The organism is Laspinema palackyanum D2c (assembly GCF_025370875.1).
GTDB classification, from domain to species: Bacteria; Cyanobacteriota; Cyanobacteriia; order Cyanobacteriales; family Laspinemataceae; genus Laspinema; species Laspinema palackyanum.
Window position 1 is genome coordinate 1 of the sequence record NZ_JAMXFD010000046.1, and the last position, 22,872, is coordinate 22,872.

Annotated in this window: 16 protein-coding genes; 5 read left to right on the plus strand and 11 right to left on the minus strand. The window is 48.6% G+C overall.

All coding sequences use genetic code 11. From position 1 onward, the window contains the following. Nucleotides 1–1,134: adenylate/guanylate cyclase domain-containing protein (locus tag NG795_RS27270; protein WP_367291754.1), on the plus strand; the 1,134-nt coding region annotated here is incomplete at its 5' end. 29 nt (nucleotides 1,135–1,163) lie between these two features. Here the strand turns inward: NG795_RS27270 and NG795_RS27275 are convergent. The 3 genes from NG795_RS27275 to NG795_RS27285 all read right to left on the minus strand — a co-directional run bounded on the left by NG795_RS27275 (nucleotide 1,164) and on the right by NG795_RS27285 (nucleotide 9,176). After that, nucleotides 1,164–2,336 (minus strand): IscS subfamily cysteine desulfurase, encoded by a 1,173-nt coding sequence (locus NG795_RS27275; protein ID WP_367291755.1) that lies wholly within the window; start codon nucleotides 2,334–2,336, stop codon nucleotides 1,164–1,166. Nucleotides 2,337–2,490: 154 nt separating this feature from the next. Continuing rightward, complete coding sequence (locus tag NG795_RS27280; RefSeq protein WP_367291756.1) at nucleotides 2,491–3,768, minus strand: sensor histidine kinase; 1,278 nt, start codon at nucleotides 3,766–3,768, stop codon at nucleotides 2,491–2,493. Nucleotides 3,769–4,061: 293 nt separating this feature from the next. Beyond that, nucleotides 4,062–9,176, minus strand: a complete 5,115-nt coding sequence (locus NG795_RS27285; protein ID WP_367291757.1) for an ATP-binding protein — start codon at nucleotides 9,174–9,176, stop codon at nucleotides 4,062–4,064. Nucleotides 9,177–9,378: 202 nt separating this feature from the next. Here NG795_RS27285 and NG795_RS27290 point away from each other — a divergent pair, with 202 nt between their 5' ends. Next, entirely contained in the window at nucleotides 9,379–9,507 is a 129-nt protein-coding gene (locus NG795_RS27290; protein ID WP_367291758.1) for a hypothetical protein, read from the plus strand. Nucleotides 9,508–11,580: 2,073 nt separating this feature from the next. After that, nucleotides 11,581–12,531, plus strand: coding sequence for a ribbon-helix-helix domain-containing protein (locus NG795_RS27295; RefSeq protein WP_367291759.1), 951 nt, complete (start codon nucleotides 11,581–11,583; stop codon nucleotides 12,529–12,531). A gap of 210 nt (nucleotides 12,532–12,741) precedes the next feature. Here NG795_RS27295 and psbA read toward each other — a convergent pair whose 3' ends face one another. Both psbA and NG795_RS27305 read right to left on the minus strand, forming a co-directional pair. Next, the gene (gene psbA / locus NG795_RS27300; protein WP_261197103.1) at nucleotides 12,742–13,824 is read right to left on the minus strand and encodes a photosystem II q(b) protein; all 1,083 of its coding nucleotides are present in this window, start codon (nucleotides 13,822–13,824) and stop codon (nucleotides 12,742–12,744) included. A gap of 402 nt (nucleotides 13,825–14,226) precedes the next feature. After that, nucleotides 14,227–14,433, minus strand: coding sequence for a hypothetical protein (locus tag NG795_RS27305; RefSeq protein WP_367291760.1), 207 nt, complete (start codon nucleotides 14,431–14,433; stop codon nucleotides 14,227–14,229). 1,040 nt (nucleotides 14,434–15,473) lie between these two features. Between NG795_RS27305 and NG795_RS27310 the strand changes: the two genes are divergently transcribed. After that, on the plus strand, nucleotides 15,474–15,860 hold the full coding sequence (locus NG795_RS27310) for a hypothetical protein (RefSeq protein WP_367291761.1): 387 nt from the start codon (nucleotides 15,474–15,476) through the stop codon (nucleotides 15,858–15,860). 475 nt (nucleotides 15,861–16,335) lie between these two features. Here NG795_RS27310 and NG795_RS27315 read toward each other — a convergent pair whose 3' ends face one another. The 3 genes from NG795_RS27315 to NG795_RS27325 form a co-directional block, all read right to left on the minus strand. Beyond that, a complete protein-coding gene (locus NG795_RS27315; RefSeq protein WP_367291762.1) occupies nucleotides 16,336–16,482 on the minus strand; it encodes a hypothetical protein in 147 nt (48 codons plus the stop codon). A 23-nt stretch (nucleotides 16,483–16,505) separates the two neighbouring features. Further along, on the minus strand, nucleotides 16,506–17,099 hold the full coding sequence (locus tag NG795_RS27320; protein ID WP_367291763.1) for a sulfite oxidase-like oxidoreductase: 594 nt from the start codon (nucleotides 17,097–17,099) through the stop codon (nucleotides 16,506–16,508). A 176-nt stretch (nucleotides 17,100–17,275) separates the two neighbouring features. Continuing rightward, entirely contained in the window at nucleotides 17,276–17,971 is a 696-nt protein-coding gene (locus NG795_RS27325) for a potassium channel family protein (RefSeq protein ID WP_367291764.1), read from the minus strand. A gap of 208 nt (nucleotides 17,972–18,179) precedes the next feature. On the opposite strand from NG795_RS27325, the gene NG795_RS27330 reads away from it, so the two are divergent. Next, complete coding sequence (locus NG795_RS27330) at nucleotides 18,180–18,404, plus strand: hypothetical protein (RefSeq protein WP_367291765.1); 225 nt, start codon at nucleotides 18,180–18,182, stop codon at nucleotides 18,402–18,404. Here the strand turns inward: NG795_RS27330 and NG795_RS27335 are convergent. From NG795_RS27335 to NG795_RS27345, 3 genes are all read right to left on the minus strand, one after another. Then, on the minus strand, nucleotides 18,374–19,708 hold the full coding sequence (locus NG795_RS27335; RefSeq protein WP_367291766.1) for a TrkH family potassium uptake protein: 1,335 nt from the start codon (nucleotides 19,706–19,708) through the stop codon (nucleotides 18,374–18,376). The two genes, NG795_RS27330 and NG795_RS27335, sit on opposite strands and share 31 nt — an antisense overlap. Nucleotides 19,709–19,905: 197 nt before the next feature. Continuing rightward, nucleotides 19,906–21,303: a CmpA/NrtA family ABC transporter substrate-binding protein gene (locus tag NG795_RS27340; RefSeq protein WP_367291767.1), complete on the minus strand. Its 1,398-nt coding sequence runs from the start codon at nucleotides 21,301–21,303 to the stop codon at nucleotides 19,906–19,908. A gap of 276 nt (nucleotides 21,304–21,579) precedes the next feature. Beyond that, complete coding sequence (locus NG795_RS27345) at nucleotides 21,580–22,845, minus strand: methyl-accepting chemotaxis protein (RefSeq protein ID WP_367291768.1); 1,266 nt, start codon at nucleotides 22,843–22,845, stop codon at nucleotides 21,580–21,582. Nucleotides 22,846–22,872: the final 27 nt, after the last annotated feature.

The window sequence follows — 22,872 nt, forward strand, 5'->3', positions numbered from 1 at the left end:
TATGATGTCAGATGCTATGTCTGTCATGGTTTTAAAATATTCCTCAACTCTCCTATTTTACCTGCGGAATGTGGGATTAAAGGTGACCGTAAGTTTGTCCAAGTTGTCCCCTTTTCCGAAGGGGAAAACTTGGATTGGTTGATTGTGGTGGTTGTACCCGAATCCGATTTTATGGAACGGATTCAGGCGAATACCCGGACCACGATTCACTTATCTTTAGTGGCATTAATTCTAGCCATTGGAGTGGGATTAATCACAGCGCGATGGATTACCCGTCCCCTGTGGCAACTGAGTCAAGCGAGTATGGCGATCGCCAATGGAGATTTTGAACGCCGGGTTTGGGTTGATCGGTCCGATGAATTGGGGAACTTAGCCAAAGCCTTTAATCAGATGAGTGCTCAACTCAAATCCTCCCATGAACAACTCGCGGAATATTCGCGATCGCTAGAACGAAAAGTCAGCGATCGGACCCAAGCACTTCAAGCCGAACAAGAAAAATCAGAACAATTATTACTCAATATCTTCCCCGCCGCCATTGCCAAACGCTTAAAAGACAATCAAACTGCGATCGCAGACTATTTCCCCGATGTTACCATTTTATTTGCTGACATTGTAGGATTTACAACCCTCTCCTCTCGCGTCTCTCCCATTCAGTTAGTCTCATGGCTGAATCATATTTTTTCCACCTTCGATCGCCTTGCCGAAAAATATGGATTAGAAAAAATCAAAACCATCGGAGACGCCTATATGGTCGTGGGGGGATTGCCGGTACAACGTCCTGATTCCGCCGAGGCGATCGCAGAAATGGCCCTAGAAATGCTGAAAGCCGTCCAAGAATTTTGCATCATCACCGGCCAAGACTTTCAAATCAGAATCGGCATCAATACCGGACCCGTCGTCGCCGGAGTCATTGGCCTCAAAAAATTCATCTACGACCTCTGGGGAGACACCGTAAACGTAGCATCCCGCATGGAATCCTCCGGCCTTCCCGGTAAAATTCAAGTCACCACCGAAACCTATCATCGCCTCAACCACAAATTTATCTTCCAAAAACGAGGACCCATTACCGTCAAAGGAAAAGGTCCAATGATCACCTACTGGCTACTCGAAAACCCCTCCAATCTCCCTCAGTGAAAATCCGTGAAATCAGTGGTTCCTCCCTCTTACCTCAACAATCCTCCCCGAACTTTCCGTAACGATTCAATCGTGACGATCGCCTGTTGTGCCACTCTATCAATCTCCTCAACGGTATTAAATCGCCCGATGCCAAATCGCACTGAAGCAAATGCCAACTCCGGCGATCGCCCGACTGCTTCCAACACATGAGACGGCGCAATTTTAGCCGCAGTACAAGCGGAACCCGATGACACTGCCATCACCGATTGCAGTCCCAACAATAACGCTTGACCATCCACTCCTGCCACACTTATATTTAAGTTACCGGCCAATCGTTGGGTGGGATGACCATTCAAAAACACCGACTCCAAAGATTGCAATTGCTCCCATAACCGCTGTCGCAATGTCGTCAGGCGATCGCATTCTGACTCCATTTCGGCCAATCCTAAGGCCACCGCTTTGGCAAATCCGACAATCTGAGGCACATAAAGTGTCCCCGATCGCAATCCTCTCTCATGTCCTCCCCCATGAATCTGGGGGGCAATTTTCACCCGAGGATTACGCCGACGAACATAGAGTCCACCTACCCCTTTTGGTCCATATATTTTATGGGCCGTTAATGACATTAAATCCACCTGGATCTCCTGCACATCCAGAGGAATTTTGCCAATTGCCTGTGCTGCATCACTATGAAAAATAATCCCTCTTTCTTTACACAATAACCCAATTTCTTTTAACGGTTGTAAGACGCCAATTTCATTGTTGGCCGCCATCACAGACACCAACACGGTATCCGGACGCAAGGCTGTTTCTAACTCGGATAAATCCAGCAATCCATCGGATTGAACCGGCAAATAGGTAATTTCAAAACCCAAGGTTTCTAAGTAGGCACAGGGGTCAAGAACGGCATTATGTTCCGTTTGAACCGTAATGATATGCCGTCCTTTTTGAAAATAACTTTCTGCCACGCCTTTAATGGCTAAATTGTTGGCTTCCGTTGCACCACTGGTAAAAATAATTTCTTCTGGGGTGGCATGAATGGCATCAGCTAGGGTCTCTCTAGCTTGTTGGATTGCCGCTTCTGCTTCCCATCCATATTGATGATTGATGCTGGCAGGATTCCCGAAATAGTCGGTAAAATAAGGCAGCATTGCCTCCATCACCCGTTGATCTACCGGGGTGGTGGCATGACAGTCGAGATAAATGGGGCGATCGGACATAAGCAATGGTAGGGGAAAGAGGAGGTTATAGCTTTAGCTTAACTTAAATGAGTCTGAAGTTAGAAATAGGGACGTGATTTAGGAGTCGTGGCGATTCTCGAATCGCCCCTACAGGCGGGGGATAAATTTACAACTTCTTGTGATTTACTCTTACTCATTCTGGTTGCTGTAAGGCAAAATTTTCTGTCTTGATACTCGGCCGATCGCTCGATTTACCTGACTGGATGCGGGTGGGTAATTCAATTTTAAATTCGGTTCCTTTTTCCGGATTGGAAATACATTCAATGCTCCCTTGATGTTGCTGTACCACAATTTGATAAACCATTGATAATCCCAGGCCGGTTCCTGACCCAACGGGTTTTGTACTAAAAAAAGGGTCAAAAATTTGTGATTTAACGGATTCGGGAATTCCCGGACCATTATCGGCAATCCGAATCAAAACTCTATTTTCACTTAAATTTTCAGTCTGAATGGTCAAACAACCGGGATTAGAAGTGGAATATAAACGGGAAGTTTCTATGGCATCAATGGCATTATTGAGGATTTGCAAAAAAGATTGATTAATTTGGGCGGCATAGGATTCAATTGCCGGTAATTTTCCGTAATTTTTAATCACCTGAATTTGTTGATGAGTGGCGTTAGATTGTAAGCGATGACCTAAAATTAACAAGGTATTTTCCAGGGCTTCATTGATTTGAATGCACTGGAGTCCCGAGCGTTCAAAATGGGTAAATTCTTGAAGAGATAAGACAATTTTGCGAATGCGATCGCTCCCATGTTGCATCGAACCAATAACTTTCGGTAAATCTTGCAGCATGAAATTCAAATCGATGGAGTCGAGTTTAGTTTGAATCCCCTCACTGGGTTGATTGACTTCTTGTTGATATAACTGCACCAGGTCAATTAAGTCTTGAGTATATTCTTGGAGATGACTGAGATTGCTGTAAATAAAGGTAACGGGATTGTTGATTTCATGAGCGACTCCAGCGACGAGTTGACCAATGCTGGACATTTTTTCACTTTGGATTAATTGAGACTGGGCGCGTTGTAAATCATTGAGGGTTTTACTCAGGCGTAAACCGGCGCGAACCCGGGCCATGAGTTCCTCGGTGTCGATGGGTTTAGAGAGAAAATCATCGGCCCCGGAGTCCAAACCAATCACGCGATCGGTCACCAGTTCCCGGGCAGTTAAGAGAATAAAAAAGGTACTGGATAAAGCAGGGTTGGCTTTGACGTGTTTACAGACGGCTAATCCATCCAATTGGGGCATCATCCAATCGCAAATAATTAAATCGGGACGGAGTTGTTCTGCCTGATGAATACCCTCCTTTCCATCGGAGGCGATCGCCACCTCATGACCTTCACTTTCGAGCAAGTCTTGCAAAACAATCTGCACCGTAATATCATCATCAATCGCTAAAATTTTACCCATAATCTGGTTATCATTGATAATTTTTGCGTTTAATTTTTTTCTTTGGTCCAGGGAATCTAAACCTAACGTACCCTGAGTTTTATTATAATTTAGACCGTCTACCCCTTTAGAATCTGGGGAGGTTTCCAAACCATTGACTTTCTTAGTCTATCTGTGAAAGCTAGAAACGCGGTTTCTGGTCTTTTGAATTGGAAGCCTATCCCCCCAAACCCCTCTGAACAAGAGGGGCTGATTCACAACTCAGCCCCGGTTAAAATATCGGAGGGGGTTGGGTAACCGTTTCACCTTCGGATTTAAGGTAACTCGGTTAGATGAGTGTCAATAAACTCGCGAACGCTCTGTAATTGAGCTTGCAAGCGAGATAAAGGTGAGTTGGCTTCAGATAAGCGATTTTCCCGAGCGAGAGTGCCTATCTGTTCCGCTAGGACCGACATCCCTTGCGCGCCGACATTGGCACTGGATCCTTTGAGCCGATGGGATACCCGGTCAACCTTAACACAATCATTGGCTTGAATGGCGGAGGCGATCGCCTGGGTATCCGCCGTGGCAGTGGTGGCAAATGCCTCTAATAGGCGGCGCTGGAGTGCTCTTTTGCCGCGCGAGACTTCTTCGAGACGGTCTAGGTTGATGGGGGGTGCGGAGTCTGAGGCGATCGCCGAAATCCGTTCGGGAGGCAGATGCCGAGTCGAGGAATCCGGTTTTGGGGGTTGGATCAAGGGGTTGATGAGCTGATCGGCTCGAACAATCCACCGTTCTAGCAGCGCACTCAAGTGATCCAGATGGACGGGTTTGCTGATATAGTCATCCATCCCAGCCGCGAGACACTTATCCCGTTCCGCAGACATGGCATGAGCCGTCAGAGCAATGATCACGGTTTTGTGAGGTTGAGACGGGTGCGGGGACTCGCCATCGCCAGACTGGCACAGGGACCCGGTTGCTTCCCGTTTGCGGATTTCTTGGGTGGTTTGATAGCCATCTAATCCGGGCATCTGACAGTCCATCAAGACAATATCATAGCGCTTTTGGCCGAGGCGGGCGATCGCCTCGACTCCATTGCTGACACATTCTCCTTGATAGCCTAATGCTTCTAATTGATGGAGAATCACCTGTTGATTAATTGGGTGGTCTTCTGCCACTAAAATATTCACAGTGGAACGAATCCGGGGTTGCACTGGGGTGATGGGGGGTTGAGAAACGAGGGGACTGCCTCCCCGGGATTGAGAGGGCAAGGTTGGCGGGCGCAGGACCACAGTCATGAGACTATTAAAGAGTTCCGACGATCGCACGGGTTTGACCAGATGTCCTTCTACAAAACTCAACCCGCGCTGTTGCAAGGATTGGACCAGTCCCAGGGCGCGATCGCGATAGGGGAGAGTTGTCATCAAAAAGAGGGACGTTTGTGGGGGAAATGGGGAGAATTTTTGAATAAATTCCTCGACGAGGGCGGGATTAGACTCGTCAGTGAGGATACAATCTGTACAGTCTTTACAATCGTCTTGAGAGTCTGCGTCCTCGTGGCGATCGCTCTCAATTCCTAAGAGCAAATGAAGGTCAACGATCGCCACTTTATAGGGTCGTCCTGTGGTAGCTGCCTCTTGCAAAGTCTGGCATAATCTGCTATAATCTGCCACTTCATCAATACTAATCCCCCAATCCGCTGCTAAATATCTTAACGATTGACGAGTCGCGGCATTTCCCTGGGCGATTAATACCTTAACTTCCGTTAAGGCAATGGGCAGCGCACAACGGGGAATCGAACCGGATACCCGAGTCCCCTGTTTGCGAAACTTCAGTTCAAACCAAAAATTCGAGCCGCGATCGGGGTAACTTTCCACCCCAATTTCGCCCCCCATCAGTTCTACCAATTGTTTACAAATCGCCAATCCCAAACCCGTCCCCCCATAGCGTCGGGTGGTGGAAGTATCCACTTGAGAAAAGGATTGAAACAGTGAGTCTTGGCGATCGCTCGGGATCCCAATCCCCGTATCTTGCACCGTAAACCGCAGCCAGACTTCTTGCCCTCTGGCATCCAAAGACTCCGGCTTAATCGACTGATTGACCCGAACAACCACCTCCCCCCGAGGCGTAAATTTAATCCCATTGTTAATCAAATTTAACAGAATCTGACGGAGGCGGGCTGCATCTCCGATTAAGTGTTGCGGTACCTTCGGATCAATCCAGACGGCCAATTCTAAACCCTTCTGATGAGCTGGAGCCGCTAATAAATCGACGACTGCTTCAATACAAGTTGACAGTTGAAAATCTAACGATTCGAGATTCATTTCTCCGGCTTCCAGCTTAGAAAAGTCCAAAATATCATTGATAACCCGCAACAAATGTTCCCCACTGATGCGGATGGTTTCAGCACAATCCCGTTGCTGATGAGAAAGTGGGGTTTGTAATAATAAACCCGTCATTCCTAACACCCCATTCATTGGGGTCCTAATTTCATGGCTCATGTTGGCGAGAAATTGGGATTTGATTCGGGCTGCTTCTAGGGCAGTTTCCCGAGCTTCCACCAGTTCATTAATATTATCGGTGACAATGGCAATTCCTCCAACTGCCCCGGTGGGACTGTACCAAGGCTGAATCGCCCAACGCTGATAGAGTTTAGACCCGTCAGCCCGTTCCCAGCAATCTTCGCTGGAAGAGATGGCTTCTCCAGCTAGAACCCGTTCCAGCAGAGGACCCCACTGTTCAAATAGATCCGGCATCACTTCAAAAAAGTGACATCCGATCCAGGAAGGATTATGACCCGAAAGGGTGCCCCCGTAATCACTCAACCACTTTTGAGAATGGGCAATATAGCGCAAATCGTGATCAAGCATTGCCATCGCCACGGGTGCTCGATTAATGATTTCTCGCAGTTGCAGGCGTTCCTTTTCCAGGGCTTCTTCGTACTGTTTGCGGTGAGTGATATCTTTGTGAGTCCCTAATATCCGGAGGATTTTGCCTTGGGGATCCCGTTCTACCACCTTTCCCCGGTCCAGAATCCACCGCCATTCGCCGGTTCTGGTGCGAATCCGGTATTCACTTTCACAAACCGGCGCACCGCCGTTGAGATGCTGGTTCCAGGCGGCGATCGCCCGAGGCAAATCATCCGGATGAATCAGTCTGCGCCAGGATTGGATCGGATTGTCAGTTTCATCGGGCATCCAGTCGGCGATCGCCCGCCATTTTTTCCCGATAAACAAATCTCCCGTCTCCAGATTCCAATCCCATAATTCCAAATTGCTGCCTTCCAGGGCTAATTGCAAGCGTCGGTTACTTTCCTGAAGGCGATCGAGACACTTCTGATTTTCCCGATCGCATTGCGACAAGGGTTGTCCCTCGCAATCGGCGATCGTCACCTCTACAATATTGGTATAAATACTAAAAATCCCCACCACTGCGCCGGTGTCATCGGGAATGGCATGAGCGCGCAACAACGCCGTCTTGCCCGTTCGGTCTTTTTTTTGTAACAAGACTTCTGCACACCAACTATACCCTCTGCGGACGCTTTGGCAAATTTCGCGATCGAGTTCTGGAGTGCCGTACAGTTGGCAAATCCCTCCTGCGGCATTGATTTCATCCCGACTATATCCAAATTGTTCCTTCCATGCTCTATTTTGATAGGTGAGAATCCCGTTGAGGTCGGTGATGGCAATGGCATCGGATGCTTGATTTACACCCCACTCCAGCCACGATCCAGAGGGGCTCATCTGCCGAACAGGATTCACGGGAGTTCGAGTCGGAATCCTCACCCGAAAGCGCTTCGGGTGTTTTTTGGTCGGGTTGAGGAACAACCCCGTTGAGGCGTCCCGATCGCCGGATGTCGGATGAGGTTGGCGGATGCAGGACCGCGATTGTCTGAGTTTGACGGTTAATAACATCGAAGATTGTAATTGAATCGGTTGCACTCCAGGGCAATCCCCAGGATTCGGATTCGATGTCAGACTCTCCGGTTCTGCCGATGATTCTTCCGATGTTTGAACCCAATCCGGTACGATCGCCCTTTGTCCTTTCCAAATCAATAGCGCTACTTTATGATAGCGATCAAAAACAGGTTTAATAGAAAACTTAACCCCCTCCCCCCTGCCGTTGCTTAAGTCGATCTCAAGACAACCGCGAACGAATTCCCCCTCCGCCGCTGTGGCGATCGCCTGCTTTAATTGTTCTTGTACTGCGTTATTCTGAGGGAAAGTTTCCTGGCATTCCGGAGGGACCCACCCCCGACTGTTCCAAAAGAGCAGACCCACTTCCTCTACCATCCCTGAATCCCCATCGCCTCTGTCTCCCCGGGTGTCAATCTCCAGAAGGGTTCCCTCGGGTTCTAACAAGGCGATCGCCTCCCAAGGTTCCGGGACCGAGGATAAACCACTCCCCTGAATATCTCCCTTAGACTGTCTTCGATAAGCAGCGATCGCCCGTCCTGCGGTTTGCAATACAGGGATTTCCTCGGGACTAACCGACTTCCCGTGAGGATACTCAAACCCCATCCATCCCAGACAACAATCATCGACAATTGCGGGAATTAGCAGAATCGAGGCGATCGGGCGATCGGCAAAAAAAGATCGATCGGATTCCGGCAATTCCGCCACTGCCAGAGAAATCGCCTGTCCCTCAGAGGTAGTGATCGGCTCTAAATCCGGTAAACTCGGGACCGTCCCCTTCCTGGGTAAGTTGTCCCCATACCACTGCGATCGTAAACCCGTTCCCTCCCCATCTCCTGCCTCCAGGGTTTCCCAGAAGTAGGCACCCGTTGCACCAGACACCTGGGCCAGTCGTTGTAGAATTTCTTGATAGAGCTGAGTTTCCCTCTCGAAATCTGGCGTTACAGCCCTGAGTAACTGTTCCTGAATCTCCACCACCGCCTTGAGGTAGGATGAACCCGAACTGGGATGATCCAGTTGAGGGTCAGGGTCCCGGTTGCATTCCCCAGAGAAATCCCGGGTTGATGTCCCGCAACTCCGGTTAGAGTAACCCTTGACCCGGGGCACTTCCCCGGTCAACGGAGGGTCTGGTTGCGCCGGATTTTCGACTGACTGTTGCTGATTCTTTTGGGGATTCGCAGTGATCAGGTGACCTTCCCATTGCCAGGATTGTTGTTCCTCAATGGCGATCGCCATGGATTGCATCAAGTCTTTCCAGTGGTCTGAATCCAGGCGAAAACTCATCTCAACCCGAACAGGTTTAGACTGTCTTTGCGGATGGCTTTCCTGATTTTGCACAGATGTAACAGGGTTTTTTCCCTCCCCGGTTCCAGGAATGCTCTCATCGTCGTGATTCCAGGCTAGATCGAGCAGTTCCAACACAATCCCTGGATTGCGAGTCTCTTGCCTCGGTTGACTAGACTTTACGGATTTAATCGGAGTCAATTGGCGAGTTCTTGAGGAGGAGAGAGGGGTGGGTTCTACGGGAATGACCATTGGATATACCTTTTTTTATTTAGACTTTAAATTGGGGAGTGAACTCTTCTTAAGATTCAACCTTTCCCGGGCAAAGTTACTATGCTGTTGGTGATTTTAATGGTTTCTTTATTTTTTGCCCAGAAAAAATACTGAATTGCTTCTAGGCTAGATTCTGGCGGGATGCTTGGGGATGGAGTTGCCTAACTCAATTTTAGGCTTAATGTCACTTGTCTTTAGTCTAACCCGAGAGTTGGAAGCAAGGAAAGATTTAGGGGCGATCGCTGGCCGAGTGGGAACGGTTCGCCCCTTTCTTCGAGTTCAATTTCGGGCCAGTCGGTTAGAGTTTTAGAAACACCTGGGTATTTCTGTCCAGCCGTTCCCCCTAGGGTTGGTTAGGGGTTAGGGGAAATTTCACGGCCTCACCGGAGTGCCATAGCAAGGCGGTACACCGGCTATTGAGTGCCTATATTTCACCAGGGGTTGGCCGGGAATTGGAACCGATGTATTCCCTGGAAAAGCCTGGTATTTCAAGGGTTTAGCGATGTGTCGCGGTGCGTCGGTGCAGTGGATGAATCGCCACTTTGTATAAATAGCAGGGGTACTCTATCCCTAGGGATTTCTGCTGGTTTTACTCGTTGCACCATTCCCCCCGGGGTGTGAGATGGGACTGGTCCTTTGCACCCTTCAAACCGTGGAGTTTCTCCCAAAGGAGAGTCTTTGTGATCGTCAGCGATCGCCACTTCACCCCCTCCAGTTTCCCATCTCAAACCCCATTTATCCCCTGCCCAACTATCATGAATATTGCGAAATATTACAAGTAGGTGCGCTTTTCCCCGGGGGATAGTTTTGCTCATCTCAGGAGTGATTGCCCAGAATTAACACCCAATGTGGGGAGGCGATCGCATCAGATTCCCTCTGCGGGTTTTTCTGAAAAAATTTCTCCAATTTTTCCGAGAGGCAAAAGGCACAGCCTTTTGCCTTGTACCGGGTCAATGGGAATATTGTCCGGGTTGCAGTTCCCGACGGTGACAAGTTTGACCGGATGAGGCAACTGTCAAATCCCTGAATCTCTTCTCTGGGTTCAGATGGCCTCCAGGGGAAATTCGTGATATCAAATCCCCCTGAATTTTAGCCCAATCTGAGCGGGCTTTTCCTCTGGGGTAAAAGGTAGCTATCTTTTGAAGAGTCAACCCGATTAGGGGAAGGATGGGGGACCGTCGGTACAAATACTAGAGGGGTTTGAACCGATTGGATTGCCGAATATTCACCGGAGTGTTCGGAGTCATCCCATTGCGATGGGATGATCGCCCTTGGCTATTAGGCGACTCCCGATGAAATGGAACCGCTGTTCCATTGGTTTAAGCCCGAATCATTAATCGAAGGAATCCTGCTCTTATTTTAGGGGGTAGGGGGAAACATTTTATTGAGGCGATCGCCCCTGAGTTTTAGTCCGGAAATGAAGTTAGTTTAAACCCAAATTGGTATAAACAAGGGTCGAGGACGGCCTCACCCTAGGGATTTCAGACTCATCTATTTTACCCAACTTAAATGATTTAGCAAGCGCGACAGCCACAGTTCATCCAGCGATCGCCTCAAAAGAGAGCGTCGGTACAATAAGGGGAAGACAGAGGGGTTTCTTTAGAAAATCTCTGCGGATTCGCCATCAATCTCATGCAGAAACCCGGTTTCTTGTCCCGGTGATCAACAACTTGACCCGCATCCTAGGGGTTAAGGATTCCGGGATAGATCAAGAATAGCGAACCGCTCCATTCGGTACAATTAACCAGCCACTGCTGTAGGGTATTCCTTTTAATAAAAGTCTGCTCTGTTTCAAGTCAACTCAGAGGGGTAGAGATAGGTGAAATAACCGGACGATCGCACTCCGGTGGCGATCGGCTAATCAAAAAACAAAAGTTTTTGACGAAATCAACGGCTTCACTTTACAATAAAAAACAGGATTGGTGATGCAGAGCCATATCAATACCACAGGAGAGACAACCGGCTGAATCGCGATCGGTCCAATCAATAGCGCAAGACAGAAAGTCTTACGGACAAAAAGATTGGAGCAGGGTTCCCCCAGTGCTTTGCCACTGGATTTTTCAACCGGATGTCTTCAACGCCAGGGCGATCGTGCCCATCAAATAACTAGACTTGTCAGTAGGAAACTGTTTTCTAGTCGTGTTATAAAGGTTAACAGAACGGCGCACTCCCCAGGGAGAACGTCCGTCTACAAGCGCGATCGGCTGCCAACTCAGAGCAACCTTTCATCACATTCGGAAACGCGATCTAACCCTTCTAGTAATATTCGTTGCTAAAAGTGGACGCGCTTCGATGTATTTTCGATCTATAAATCCCAAATTAACCCTGTATGACGTCCCCAAGACGCTATAGGATGGGATAACCCTGTATGACGTTATAGAAAATGCCAACCAAACCAGTTACCTTAAGACTACCTGAAGAACTCTTAGAGGCGATCGATGAGATTGTTGTCTCCACCAGTTCCAATCGCACCGAAGTCGTGGTTAAAGCTCTCCAACAAGTCTTTTCCGGAGAAGTAGCTCAACCCACCCCGACGACAACTGCTGCAACCCCTGCAACCCCTGCAACCCCTGCAACCCCTGCAACAACTCCTGATACCACCCTACTAAAACGACTAGAAGACCTAGAGGTAAAAATCTCTAGCGTCATGGATCGTTTAGATTCCGATGTTCTATCCCGTCTAACCAAACGAGTCAGCGTCTTAGAAGAAGGCTTAAGTTCCTCCGAAGCGCCGACCCCGGTCGAGACTCCGAGTACCACAAAAACTGCAACGAAAGGCCAAAAAAGAACCTCCACGGTCAAGGAAACCAAAGCAAGCAAGGTCTCTAAAGAACCTGCCGAACCCCCGGCCTCCAAAGAACCTGCCGAACCTCCGGCCTCCAAAGAACCTGCCGAACCCCCGGCCTCTAAGCAGTCTAAAACCAAAACCACCACCAAAACTCCCAATGGACGGCGGCGTCAGGCTAAAACCGAAAAAAAGCTCCCAGCCGCAAAAGAAACCTCTAAAACAAAAACAATCGCTTCTGCGCCTCCGGCAGAGGAACCCACTCCCACAAAACGTAGAACTCGCGCTAAATCTACTCCAGAGGTCACGACCCCTGCTGCAACCAAAAACCAGCGGGGGACAATCGAATGGCTCACGGTCAAACAGGCATTTGAGAAACTAGGCGGCGATGCCAGCGATCCAGAATCGGTTGTTTCTAGCATCGATGGTGCTCGAAGCGTCAAATTAAATCGGTTCGGGGTACTGAGTTCCGCAGATTATAAAACCTTTGGTTTAGAATTCCGACCCGATCGCCGCAGTCGGCGTTTACCCTGTTTGCGGAAACTCTAACCCCCCTGATTATCCCCTACCCACCACCGATGGATTCCCCAATTCATCCCACGGAGTGCGAGTTCCCTTATTCAAGGGGAGAAAGGGGATAACGCTTTGGGAGAATGCCTTCGGCCTCATCACGATAGACTTGGGTTGATATCAGTCGGAAAAATACCCAAATAAAAAGCGCCCCCAAATTGGAGGCGCTTTTTCTATTCTTTTGAGAGATTAACCATTGATAGCAGGAGCAGTCAAAGCAACCGGAGTCGCTTCACCAGCAGCCAAATCAAGGGGGAAGTTGTGAGCATTACGCTCGTGCATCACTTCCATACCCAGGTTAGCCCGGTTAATCACATCAGCCCAGGTATTCACAACACGACCCGTGGAGTCAATGATGGACTGGTTGAAGTTAAATCCGTTCAAGTTAAAGGCCATCGTGGACACACCCAAAGCGGTGAACCAGATACCCACAACCGGCCAAGCAGCTAAGAAGAAGTGCAAAGAACGGCTGTTGTTGAAGGAAGCATATTGGAAAATCAGACGACCAAAGTAACCGTGAGCGGCAACAATGTTGTAGGTTTCTTCTTCTTGACCGAATTTGTAACCGTAGTTTTGAGATTCGGTTTCAGAGGTTTCACGAACCAAAGAACTGGTAACGAGAGATCCGTGCATGGCACTGAACAAGGAACCACCGAACACACCGGCCACACCTAACATATGGAAGGGGTGCATCAGGATGTTGTGCTCAGCTTGGAACACCAACATGAAGTTGAAGGTTCCAGAGATACCCAAAGGCATACCATCAGAGAAAGAACCTTGGCCGATCGGGTAGATCAAGAACACTGCAGAAGCTGCTGCAACAGGTGCAGAGTAAGCAACGCAGATCCAAGGACGCATACCTAAGCGGTAAGACAATTCCCACTCACGACCCATGTAGCAGAAGATGCCGATGAGGAAGTGGAAAATCACGAGCTGGTAAGGGCCACCATTGTAGAGCCACTCATCCAAGCTGGCTGCTTCCCATATCGGGTAGAAGTGCAAGCCGATCGCGTTAGAGGAAGGAACAACTGCACCAGAGATGATGTTGTTTCCGTACAGTAAAGAACCGGCAACAGGTTCGCGGATACCATCGATGTCCACGGGGGGAGCAGCGATGAAGGCGATGATGTAGCAGACGGTAGCGCTTAAGAGGGTGGGGATCATCAACACGCCGAACCAGCCGATATAGAGGCGGTTTTCGGTAGAAGCGACCCATTCGCAGAAGCGGTCCCACAGATTAGCGCTTTCGCGCTGCTGTAAAGTGGTGGTCATAGTTTTATGATTGCTATTGGTTTGTCGAGGTAGTTATGATGTTTTTAGATTAACGAGTTTGTAACGATTTGTAAAGGGGTTGTTACCCTAGTTTTTCTAATCAAACAGATAAGGTGAGCTTATCAGGCTATTGAGAGGCAGAAGTACAATCCGGAGATTGAACTGCCTGGGAAGCAAAAACGGGGTTTTCTACCCGAATGGGGATGATATCAAGCCGTCTGGTCCAGAAACTGAGTATTTCGGATGCTGGTTGAGGAGGGGGTGAGAAACCGGGTTTTTTTGAGAGGATTTTTGCTCATCCACTGAAAATCAGGACCAGAAACTGGGTTTCTGGTCTGATAGATGTAAGACGGTGGCGACGGACTTGGATGAGTTTATCGATGCTGTTGCAACTCGCCCTTTTTAAGCGGCTTTGGCAAAAATTTCAATGATCTGATCGATTTCATCTCGGGCGTAGGCGAGCGCGTCTTCGGGAGTATCAAAGGGTCTGAGGTTGATATTCCGGTATCCCTCGGGACTATGAAATTCGTAAAAAAAAATATCTTCTGCCAGAATCGGAACGACGATCCAGCCGCGATAGAGTTCTCCTCGCAGGTCATAATTTGCCATAGTTTATCCTCTTGAATCGGGGCTTGAACACCCCATCTTTGTTAAAATTACAGTCTAGCCATTCCCGTGCGATCGCGACAACAGATACCTCACCCCTCAACCGGATTGCAGTGAGGCGAAAGACCGATCGCGCCCGGGAAAAGTCCCCACTTGTTACCTAGGATGTTTTTGAAGAAAGACCATGAGCGTTTAAATTTTTCAATATTCTGGAGAAGAATTGTTATAAAAGCCGGACAAGTTTTGGCCGATTGACTCGCCACAACATCCAGTGGCGATCGCATCTTAACCGGGAAATCCAACAGATATCGGCGGGCCTAAAGAGGGGATAATCTATACCTGATGATAGAAATTTCTATCGTATCTACCTTTAGTCTTATGGTTTTCGGCCAGAAAAATCGTTACATTAGTTTATAACCGAGCGAAAAGAGGAAAGATAGGAGTAGAATCGATCGCGGTGCGACATTCGGAACCGTTGGGGTCCGTGTCCTCCCTTAGCCCGGTGCTCAAGGAACACCCAAGCCGTTCTAACCCACGGATCATTCAGATTTGGAGGTTGGATTCGGATTGCGCCGGTTTGGAGTAACCTGAAAACTTGAGGGACATCGTAAAAAAACGAGCTAAGATCCAAGTCGAGGAGTAAGCCACCCAAAAATTCGCTCCTTACAGGGTAAAAGGAGTCGAACTGGAACGAAAACATATTAGCGGGGTCTTTCCGGTATTAGTTCTAACTGCTCAAGACAACCCGCTCGGGATCAATGAGCTCCGCGCACAGCGGACCCGCCCTTGAGGAGGAATCTGTAATCGGTTTGCCCGAATGCCGACGGCGGCAAAAGCACAGTGGAGGCAAAAGCAGCCTTGTGAAACCCCGGCAAAGTCGGAGAGGAAAACACAACCTGACGCGGATTTGCATCACTGCAAATTCTGATGAGAGTCACGTTCTACCCGGATAGCGATCGCAGTGAGTCACATTAAAAACGGCCACACTAGAACCATAGCCGTATTTTCAAGCCCTAGAAACGCTGTTACCTTTGAGAGTTATTATGTTGTATAAACCCAGCTTTGGCGATCGCCAGCTTGCTGAATCCTTTTATCAAGCCTTGTTCAACCGTTTCTACGATTCCGTAGATCGCCCGACTCAGGAATTATTAAGAGAATGTCAATTTGGCCTTGCGCCTTCCCCAACGGGAGTCAAAACCTTTTTTATTTTGACACCGGATTTAGAGCAAGCTCAAAACCTGATCGAACGGATCGATGGGATCATCAACGGAGTCATGGCAATTATGGTCGGAGTTCACCAAACTGCCATTTGCATTGCACCCCCAGATGGCGGCGACGGTCCCCGGCAGCAATCGGGACAATTGAACCCACGCTACATGATGGCCAAAATATTTCCCCATCCCCCACAAGACGATGAGGCACTGGGTTAGACCGATGCGGGTAAAAGCTCAACCCTAGATGATATGATCCGTGCAATTTTTCCCTGGGTCTGTAATTTGGATGAAACCGAGTCCAACTGACTCGGACTAGAAGAAACGAAAAGTTAGATCCAGAAGGGGGCTTTCCTGGACTGGATTGCCCTCTTCAAGAGTAGGGAAATTTTAATTGGGGCTTTGCTGATCAACCGTTGGAATCAGGGAAGCAACCGATCGCCAACCTTTCGAGGAGTCCTCAGCAAAATTACGGATGTCGCCACAAACCACCCTCGTATTTTTCCTGATGACAAGGATGAAAACTCACTGCACAATAGAAGCAGAAAGATAAACATGCTGGTACACCTTCCTTTGAAAAACCTGCTCCTCACCCCAGGAGCAGGTATTTTTATGGTCTGCAGATCCTGATCCCGAAGGCGATCGGTTATTGTTGTTCAGAGCACCCGGGGCGATCTTTAACCCGGTCCCGGATTTATGCCTTATCTTTATAAAAAGCGACTAAAGTCGTTACTACGAACTGGGAAATAACGACTGAAGTCGTTACTACGAACTGGGAAATAACGACTGAAGTCGTTACTACGAACTGGGAAATAACGACTGAAGTCGTTACTACGAACATCGGATAACGACTGAAGATGAACTTTAGTAACTGTAGCGTTCTTCTGCCCAGGGTTCTCCTCGACGGTGGTAACCGTTGCGTTCCCAGAATCCGGATGCTTCTTCCGCTAAAAATTCTAAACCGTTAATCCATTTGGCACTTTTCCAAGCGTAAAGATGAGGGACAACGAGGCGGAGGGGTCCGCCATGTTCGGGACTTAGGGGTTCATCAAATAGAGTATGGGCGAAAAAGTTTTCTTCCCGGAGGAAATCGGCGATCGCAATATTGGTGGTATAATCGCCATAGCAATGTTCCATGATGCAAATTGCTGTCTCATCGACCTTGAGGTGCTTCATGAAATCGAGGACTTTGATTCCCTTCCACTTGACATCGAGTTTAGACCAGTGGGTGACACAGTGAAAATCGGCGGTAAACTCCTGTTGGGGCATGGCCATGAGATCATCCCAGGTAAAGGTTTGAGGTTCGACCAGACCCCAAACTTTTAAGGAATAGCGATCGCAAGAAATTTGCGGCGTATCCCCATAGGTGAGGACAGGAAAACCCGTCGCCAGATGTTGTCCGGGGGGAACGCGATCGCCGAGTTCGGCAGAGGGTTTTTTAAAGAATTTACCCAACATAAGGATGATTTTTTGATAACTTATAGGCTCTAAGTATAGTTTAATTCCTCAACTCCCAGCCCCCAATATTCCTAACCCTTGAAAAAATAAATGTAGAGACGCGACATTTCGCATCTCTACAAGGATTGTTTTGGGGTCCTAGACCGCGAATCTGCTACCTGTCCCCGATAGTGTTCTCAAGGTCTCAACCGATCGATCGCCTTATTGGATCCGATGACGACCATCACTGTTCCCCCTAGGAGACGCCGGTTTGCGGGGGGATTAATCTCAAATTTTTCATCTTGACTAACGGCTAGGACATTTAGACCGTAGCGATTGCGAAGTTCGAGTTCAGCAATGGTTTTACCGTGGAATGTGGGGGGTACGATAGTTTCAACGATGCTATGTTCTGGGTCGAGTTCAAAGCGATCGAGGATACTGGGGGTGGTGATTGTACGCGCCAAAGCACAACCCATTTCCCGTTCCGGAAATACCACATGATCAGCCCCTACTTTGTTGAGCAATTTCATGTGAATTTCCGAGGAAGCTTTTGCGACAACGTGCTTAACCCCAGCTTCTTTGAGGTTAAGGGTTGTAATAATACTCTGGGCCAAGAAATTCCCGATGGCGACAATCACCGTATCGAAATCCGTCATTCCTGCCTGTTGAATTGCTGAGGGTTCGGTGGTGTCCAGTTGCAAGGCGTGTGCTGCAATTTGTTCGCTCACCGCTTGGGTGACTTTTTTCTCATCGACGTCAATAGCGAGCACTTCATACCCCAATCCGTGTAAGGTATCACAGACGGCGCGACCGAAGCGCCCTAACCCGATCACGGCAAATTGCTTATTGTCTGAACGCAGATTGCGAAAGAAATTCAGAGAGGATAGATTCACAGGTGCTACCTTGGATTGGAATCAATGGATTCAGATGCCACGAGAAATGCCATCTCATTCGTGAGTGCCGCCAACTGCCTTTTGAATCCAGGGTCTGGAATCTATTGCGCCCCCTCAGCGGAGAGGTCGTGACGGCAAGAGCATAATTTCCTTTTGTTAGAGTACCAACTTTCGGGGGAGATTTGTACTTATGGAGGGATTGGGGAGGATGTTTGTAGTAACGACTTCAGTCGTTGCTCTCCAGGGAATGGCGATCGCCATAACAGGAGCAATCCGAGGGTCTACCGCCTACTTGGGGAGGGGAGACCGGGCCTCAGATGGGCGTGACGAAAGCCAATGCTTTCGTCACGCGGTAACGACTAAAGTCGTTACTACGAACTTTCCCCATCTCCCCCAATCCCTTCATCCTACTAACAAATTTTCCTCTGGATAGCGGATGTTGGAGGGTTTGGGGTCTCCGATGATGGCGCTCATGAGCATGATTGTTCCCACGCGGCCTACATACATAGTGACGATGATTACCACTTGGCCTAGGGGGGAGAGAGTTCCGGTGATACCCATCGATAAACCGACGGTGGCAAAGGCGGAGATGACTTCAAAGAAAAGTTGGATAAATTCAATTTTGGGGTCGCTGATTGCCAGCAAAATGGTGGCTACTACGACGACCCCGAGGGAACTGAGGACGACGGCAACGGCTTTTAAAATCAGTTCTGGGGGAATTTGGCGTTCAAAGCAGAGTACCTGGTGGCGTCCCTGGAGTACGGAACGGGTGCAGCTTGTTAGGATGCGAACTGTAGTGGTTTTGATGCCGCCTCCGGTACTGCCTGGAGAGGCCCCGATAAACATTAAGGCAATGGCGATAAACAGGCCCGCTGTGGTCATTTGACCGATATCGATACTGTTAAATCCGGCAGTCCGGGTGATGACGGACTGGAACCAGGCACAGAGTAGCCGTTCGAGGAAATCTACATTTTCCAGGGTCCGGGGATTTGAGGATTCGGTGAAGAAAAAGGCGATCGTGCCTAGAATCAGGAGTAATAGGGTGGTACTGGTGACGATTTTAAAATGAAGGGAAAAGACGACCCGTTCGGGATTTCTGGAAATGCGATCGCGCAGCCACAGATACAGTTCCATAATGACTTGGTAGCCAATCCCCCCAAAAATCACCAAGAAGGTGATCACCAAATTCATGGGGATGGATCCGGCATAGCCCATTAAACTATCGGCAAACAAACTAAACCCAGCATTGTTAAAGGCGCTAATGCTATGAAAAATTGACAGCCACAAGCTATAGTTAAAGCCGAAGTCTGGGGTAAAAATCAACAGGAGTACGAACATCCCGGTGAGTTCAAAGACTAGGGTCATGGCAATAATGGACTGAACCAAGGGGACCACCCCGGACATTTCTGCGGTATCTAAGGATTGTTGAATGGCGACCCGGTCCCGCAATCCCAATCTCCGTCCCAGTAGCAACAGTAAAAAGGTGTTGGCGGTCATGTAACCGAGTCCACCCAGTTGAATCAGCAAGACAATGAAAAATTCGCCTAATCCAGAATAATGGGTGCCGGTATCGACGACGATTAAGCCGGTGACGCAGACGGCAGAGGTGGCGGTAAATAAAGCAGTGACGAAATTGTTCCAGGTCCCATCACTGGTGGAGACGGGCAGCAGCAGCAGAATGGTGCCGATCGCAATTATCACCAGAAAGCCGAGACAAATCGTTCTAGCAACAGTCATGATATTTTAGCTTTGAGATTGTTTTGATTTTAGGGTGAAGTGTTGATCGCCTATCAAGTCGTCGTCAGTCTACAGCTATTTTTTGTTCAATCGGCTATTTTATCTGGACGCCACAGGGACCCCGGGGATGCCATTTCCTCGGAGTTCTTGATCATTCATTCTAATCGGCACCTCGTTCGGGTTGTTCCCGAACGGTTTTAAAATCCATGTTTTTGAATTTGCCCTTGCAGGTAGGCGTCGGGTTCACTGGGGTCGAAGAGGCCAAATTTTAGTTGTTCATACCGGAGGATGATGGTGGGTGGGGTTTGGCCCAGTTGTTTGGCGAGTTGTCGGGCTAATCCGGTGAGAAATACTTCGTCGGCGATCGCCTCGTGGGAGATGTTTTGCTCCTCCACCATTCCCCATCGGGCAAACTGGGCGGTAATCCAGTAGGAAAAGCTTTTCCAGGGATAGGGGTCAAAATCAATGCGATCGCTCACGGTCCGGATATTACCTAATCCATCGTCAAATGTTCCAGTTAAGACGGCTTCTAACACCGATTGCGGCTGATTCAGGTATTCCGGGGCGGCGATCACTTGGGCAATTTCCCTCCGATTCCCTGGATTTCGGGCATAATTACAGCCATCAATAATCGCTTTATTCAAGGCGCGAAAGGTGCTGGGATGTTTATCAATCCAAGGTTTAGATGCTGCAAAGGAACAACAGGGATGTCCATCCCATAGGTCTTTGGTCAGCAGGTAAATAAACCCGACTTTTTCATAGACCGCTTGTTGGGCATTGCCATCGGGCATCAGAAAGCCATCCAGTTCTCCCGCTTTCATTAATTTGATCGCCTGGGAGGGCGGAACCTGTTTAATGTTAATATCTCGGTCTGGATTAATATCATTACTGGCCAGATAATACCGCAATAATAAGTTATGCATCGAATAGGGAAAAGGAATGCCCAGGGTTAACCCTTTAAAATCTTTAGATTCTTTAACTTTATCCTGATGTTTTAATGCCAAAACAAGGGCTTGACCGTTGATATTTTCAATGCTGGCCAGTTTAATCGGAAAGGGTTGAGAACCCAGGCCCAAGGTCATGGCAATGGGCATGGGGGAGAGCAGATGATAGGCATCGAGTTCCCCAGCGATTGCTGAATCTCTGACCTGTTCCCAATTCTCCATTTTTACCAGTTCTACATTCAGTCCATATTTCTGATAAAATCCCAGGGGTTGGGACATAATAATCGGTGTGGCACAAGTGATGGGAATAAAGCCGATTTTCAGATGGGTTTTTTCTAACCGGCTCATGGGGGATAAATCGGCTTCTTTTGGGTCGGGATTAGCACAATTTGTTGTCACTGTCAATGCCGCAGCAATGGCAACTTGTTGTAAAAATTTCCGCCTGGTAAATGGACGATTAGGCAGGATATCTTGAATGCCACTCTCGGGGTCAATTCCATAGGCGGAAGCCATCACCGCATCCAGTCCCCCAAATCGGGCGATCGCAGAAGCCACCTCGGGTTGCGACTCGGCTATTACAGGATTGAGCAGCGGTTCCCGGCGGTGGGGGCTTTCAGGGGAGTGATGATTTCCGGTGACGCGCTGGCTCACAGAAGGGTTGGAAAATTGCTCCCCAGCCTTACTCAAATTGAGGACATCGGCTGGGGAATTAATAAAGTAGTTTCCTGGGGAATGAACCTGGCCACAACTGCAAAAGTTTGAGTGAAAATTGAGGGAATTTGGCCGGAATAATGAATGATTTTTAAGCATATTAAAATCAGGAAAAGATTCAGGAAATCGAAAATCATACAGGCTTTAGGCTGGAGAGCGATGCCGGAATTGATAGAGAACCCTGGGTTAAAAAGTCCAATTTCATCCCGCATTCTACTAGACCATTGCTTCCAATGCTTGGGCTGCATCATTGAGTTGTTGGATGGCGATTTTAACTTGAGTGATTCCGGCAGCATTTTCTCGCGCCGAGGTATCAATGGTATTCGTAGCGTCTAGGACTTGGTGGATTGCGGTGACTTGTTCTTTAGCGACGATGGAAATTTCGGCGGTACTGGCAACGACTTGATGGATCGCTTCACGAACGCCTCGAAATGCCTCAGCGGTTTGTTGGGTAATCTGACTACTCGCGCTGACGGTGGTGGTTCCTTCCTGGGTGACTTTGATGGTAGAACGGAGGGTAGCTTCGATATCTGCGAGTAGGAGGTGAATTTTATCGGCGGATTCTTTACTGCGATCGGCGAGTTTGCGGATTTCAGTGGCAATCACCCCAAATCCTCTGCCTTTATCCCCGGCACGAACGGCTTCGATCGCAGCATTTAAAGCCAGCATATTCGTCTGGGTGGCTAGTTGGGCGACTAATTGGGCAATTTCGGCGATTTGATGGGTTTTTTGGTTTAAACAGCCGATTTCCCCGGCGATATCCTGCACTTTTTGTTCGAGGGTTGCCATTGTCGCTAAAGTTTGGGCGACGGCGGTGGCACCTTGATGGGTGAGGGTGAGGGCGCGATCGGCACAGGCGGATGAATGGGTGGTTTCCTCTGCTGCTTGTTGAGAGGAGAAGCTTAAGCGATCGAGGTGGGTAGTGGTTTCGCTGGTGGCAGCGGATTGGAAGACGGCGCTGCGTTCCTGTTGTTCAATGGTGGCGGCAATTTCCGCAGCGGATTTGGCGATCGCAGCGGCTTGTTGGTTCATTTTTTGGCCGATCGCTGCGGAAATTTTTGCGCCGATGATGATTCCTAACAGGGTGGTGATTCCGGCGGTTCCAAAGACGACTTGAGACAGAAATACCAAGGCATCAGCCCTCTCTTGGGTTCTCCCAGCTAAAATCACTTGTTCAGTGGCGGTAAACTTTTCCACCAGTTCTTTCAGGCGGGTGGCAGCCTGTTTGCCTTCTCCACTGCGAGCGGTTTGCTCGGCTTTATTCATTTTGCCCAGTTTAATATAAGAAATTAAGCGTCGGTCAAATTCATTAACGCGATCGCCTAATTCAATAATCTGTTTGAGAGTCTCGCGTTGGTCCGGGCTTTGAATTAAATATCGCAATTTTTCCGACTGTTCATAAAACGTATTATCCCACCGTTCATACCCTTCTAATTCAGGTTCTCCCGTACTGGGTATGCTAAAACTTAAGTAAACATCCAATTTAATAGGCTTCTCAACCTAAAGTTT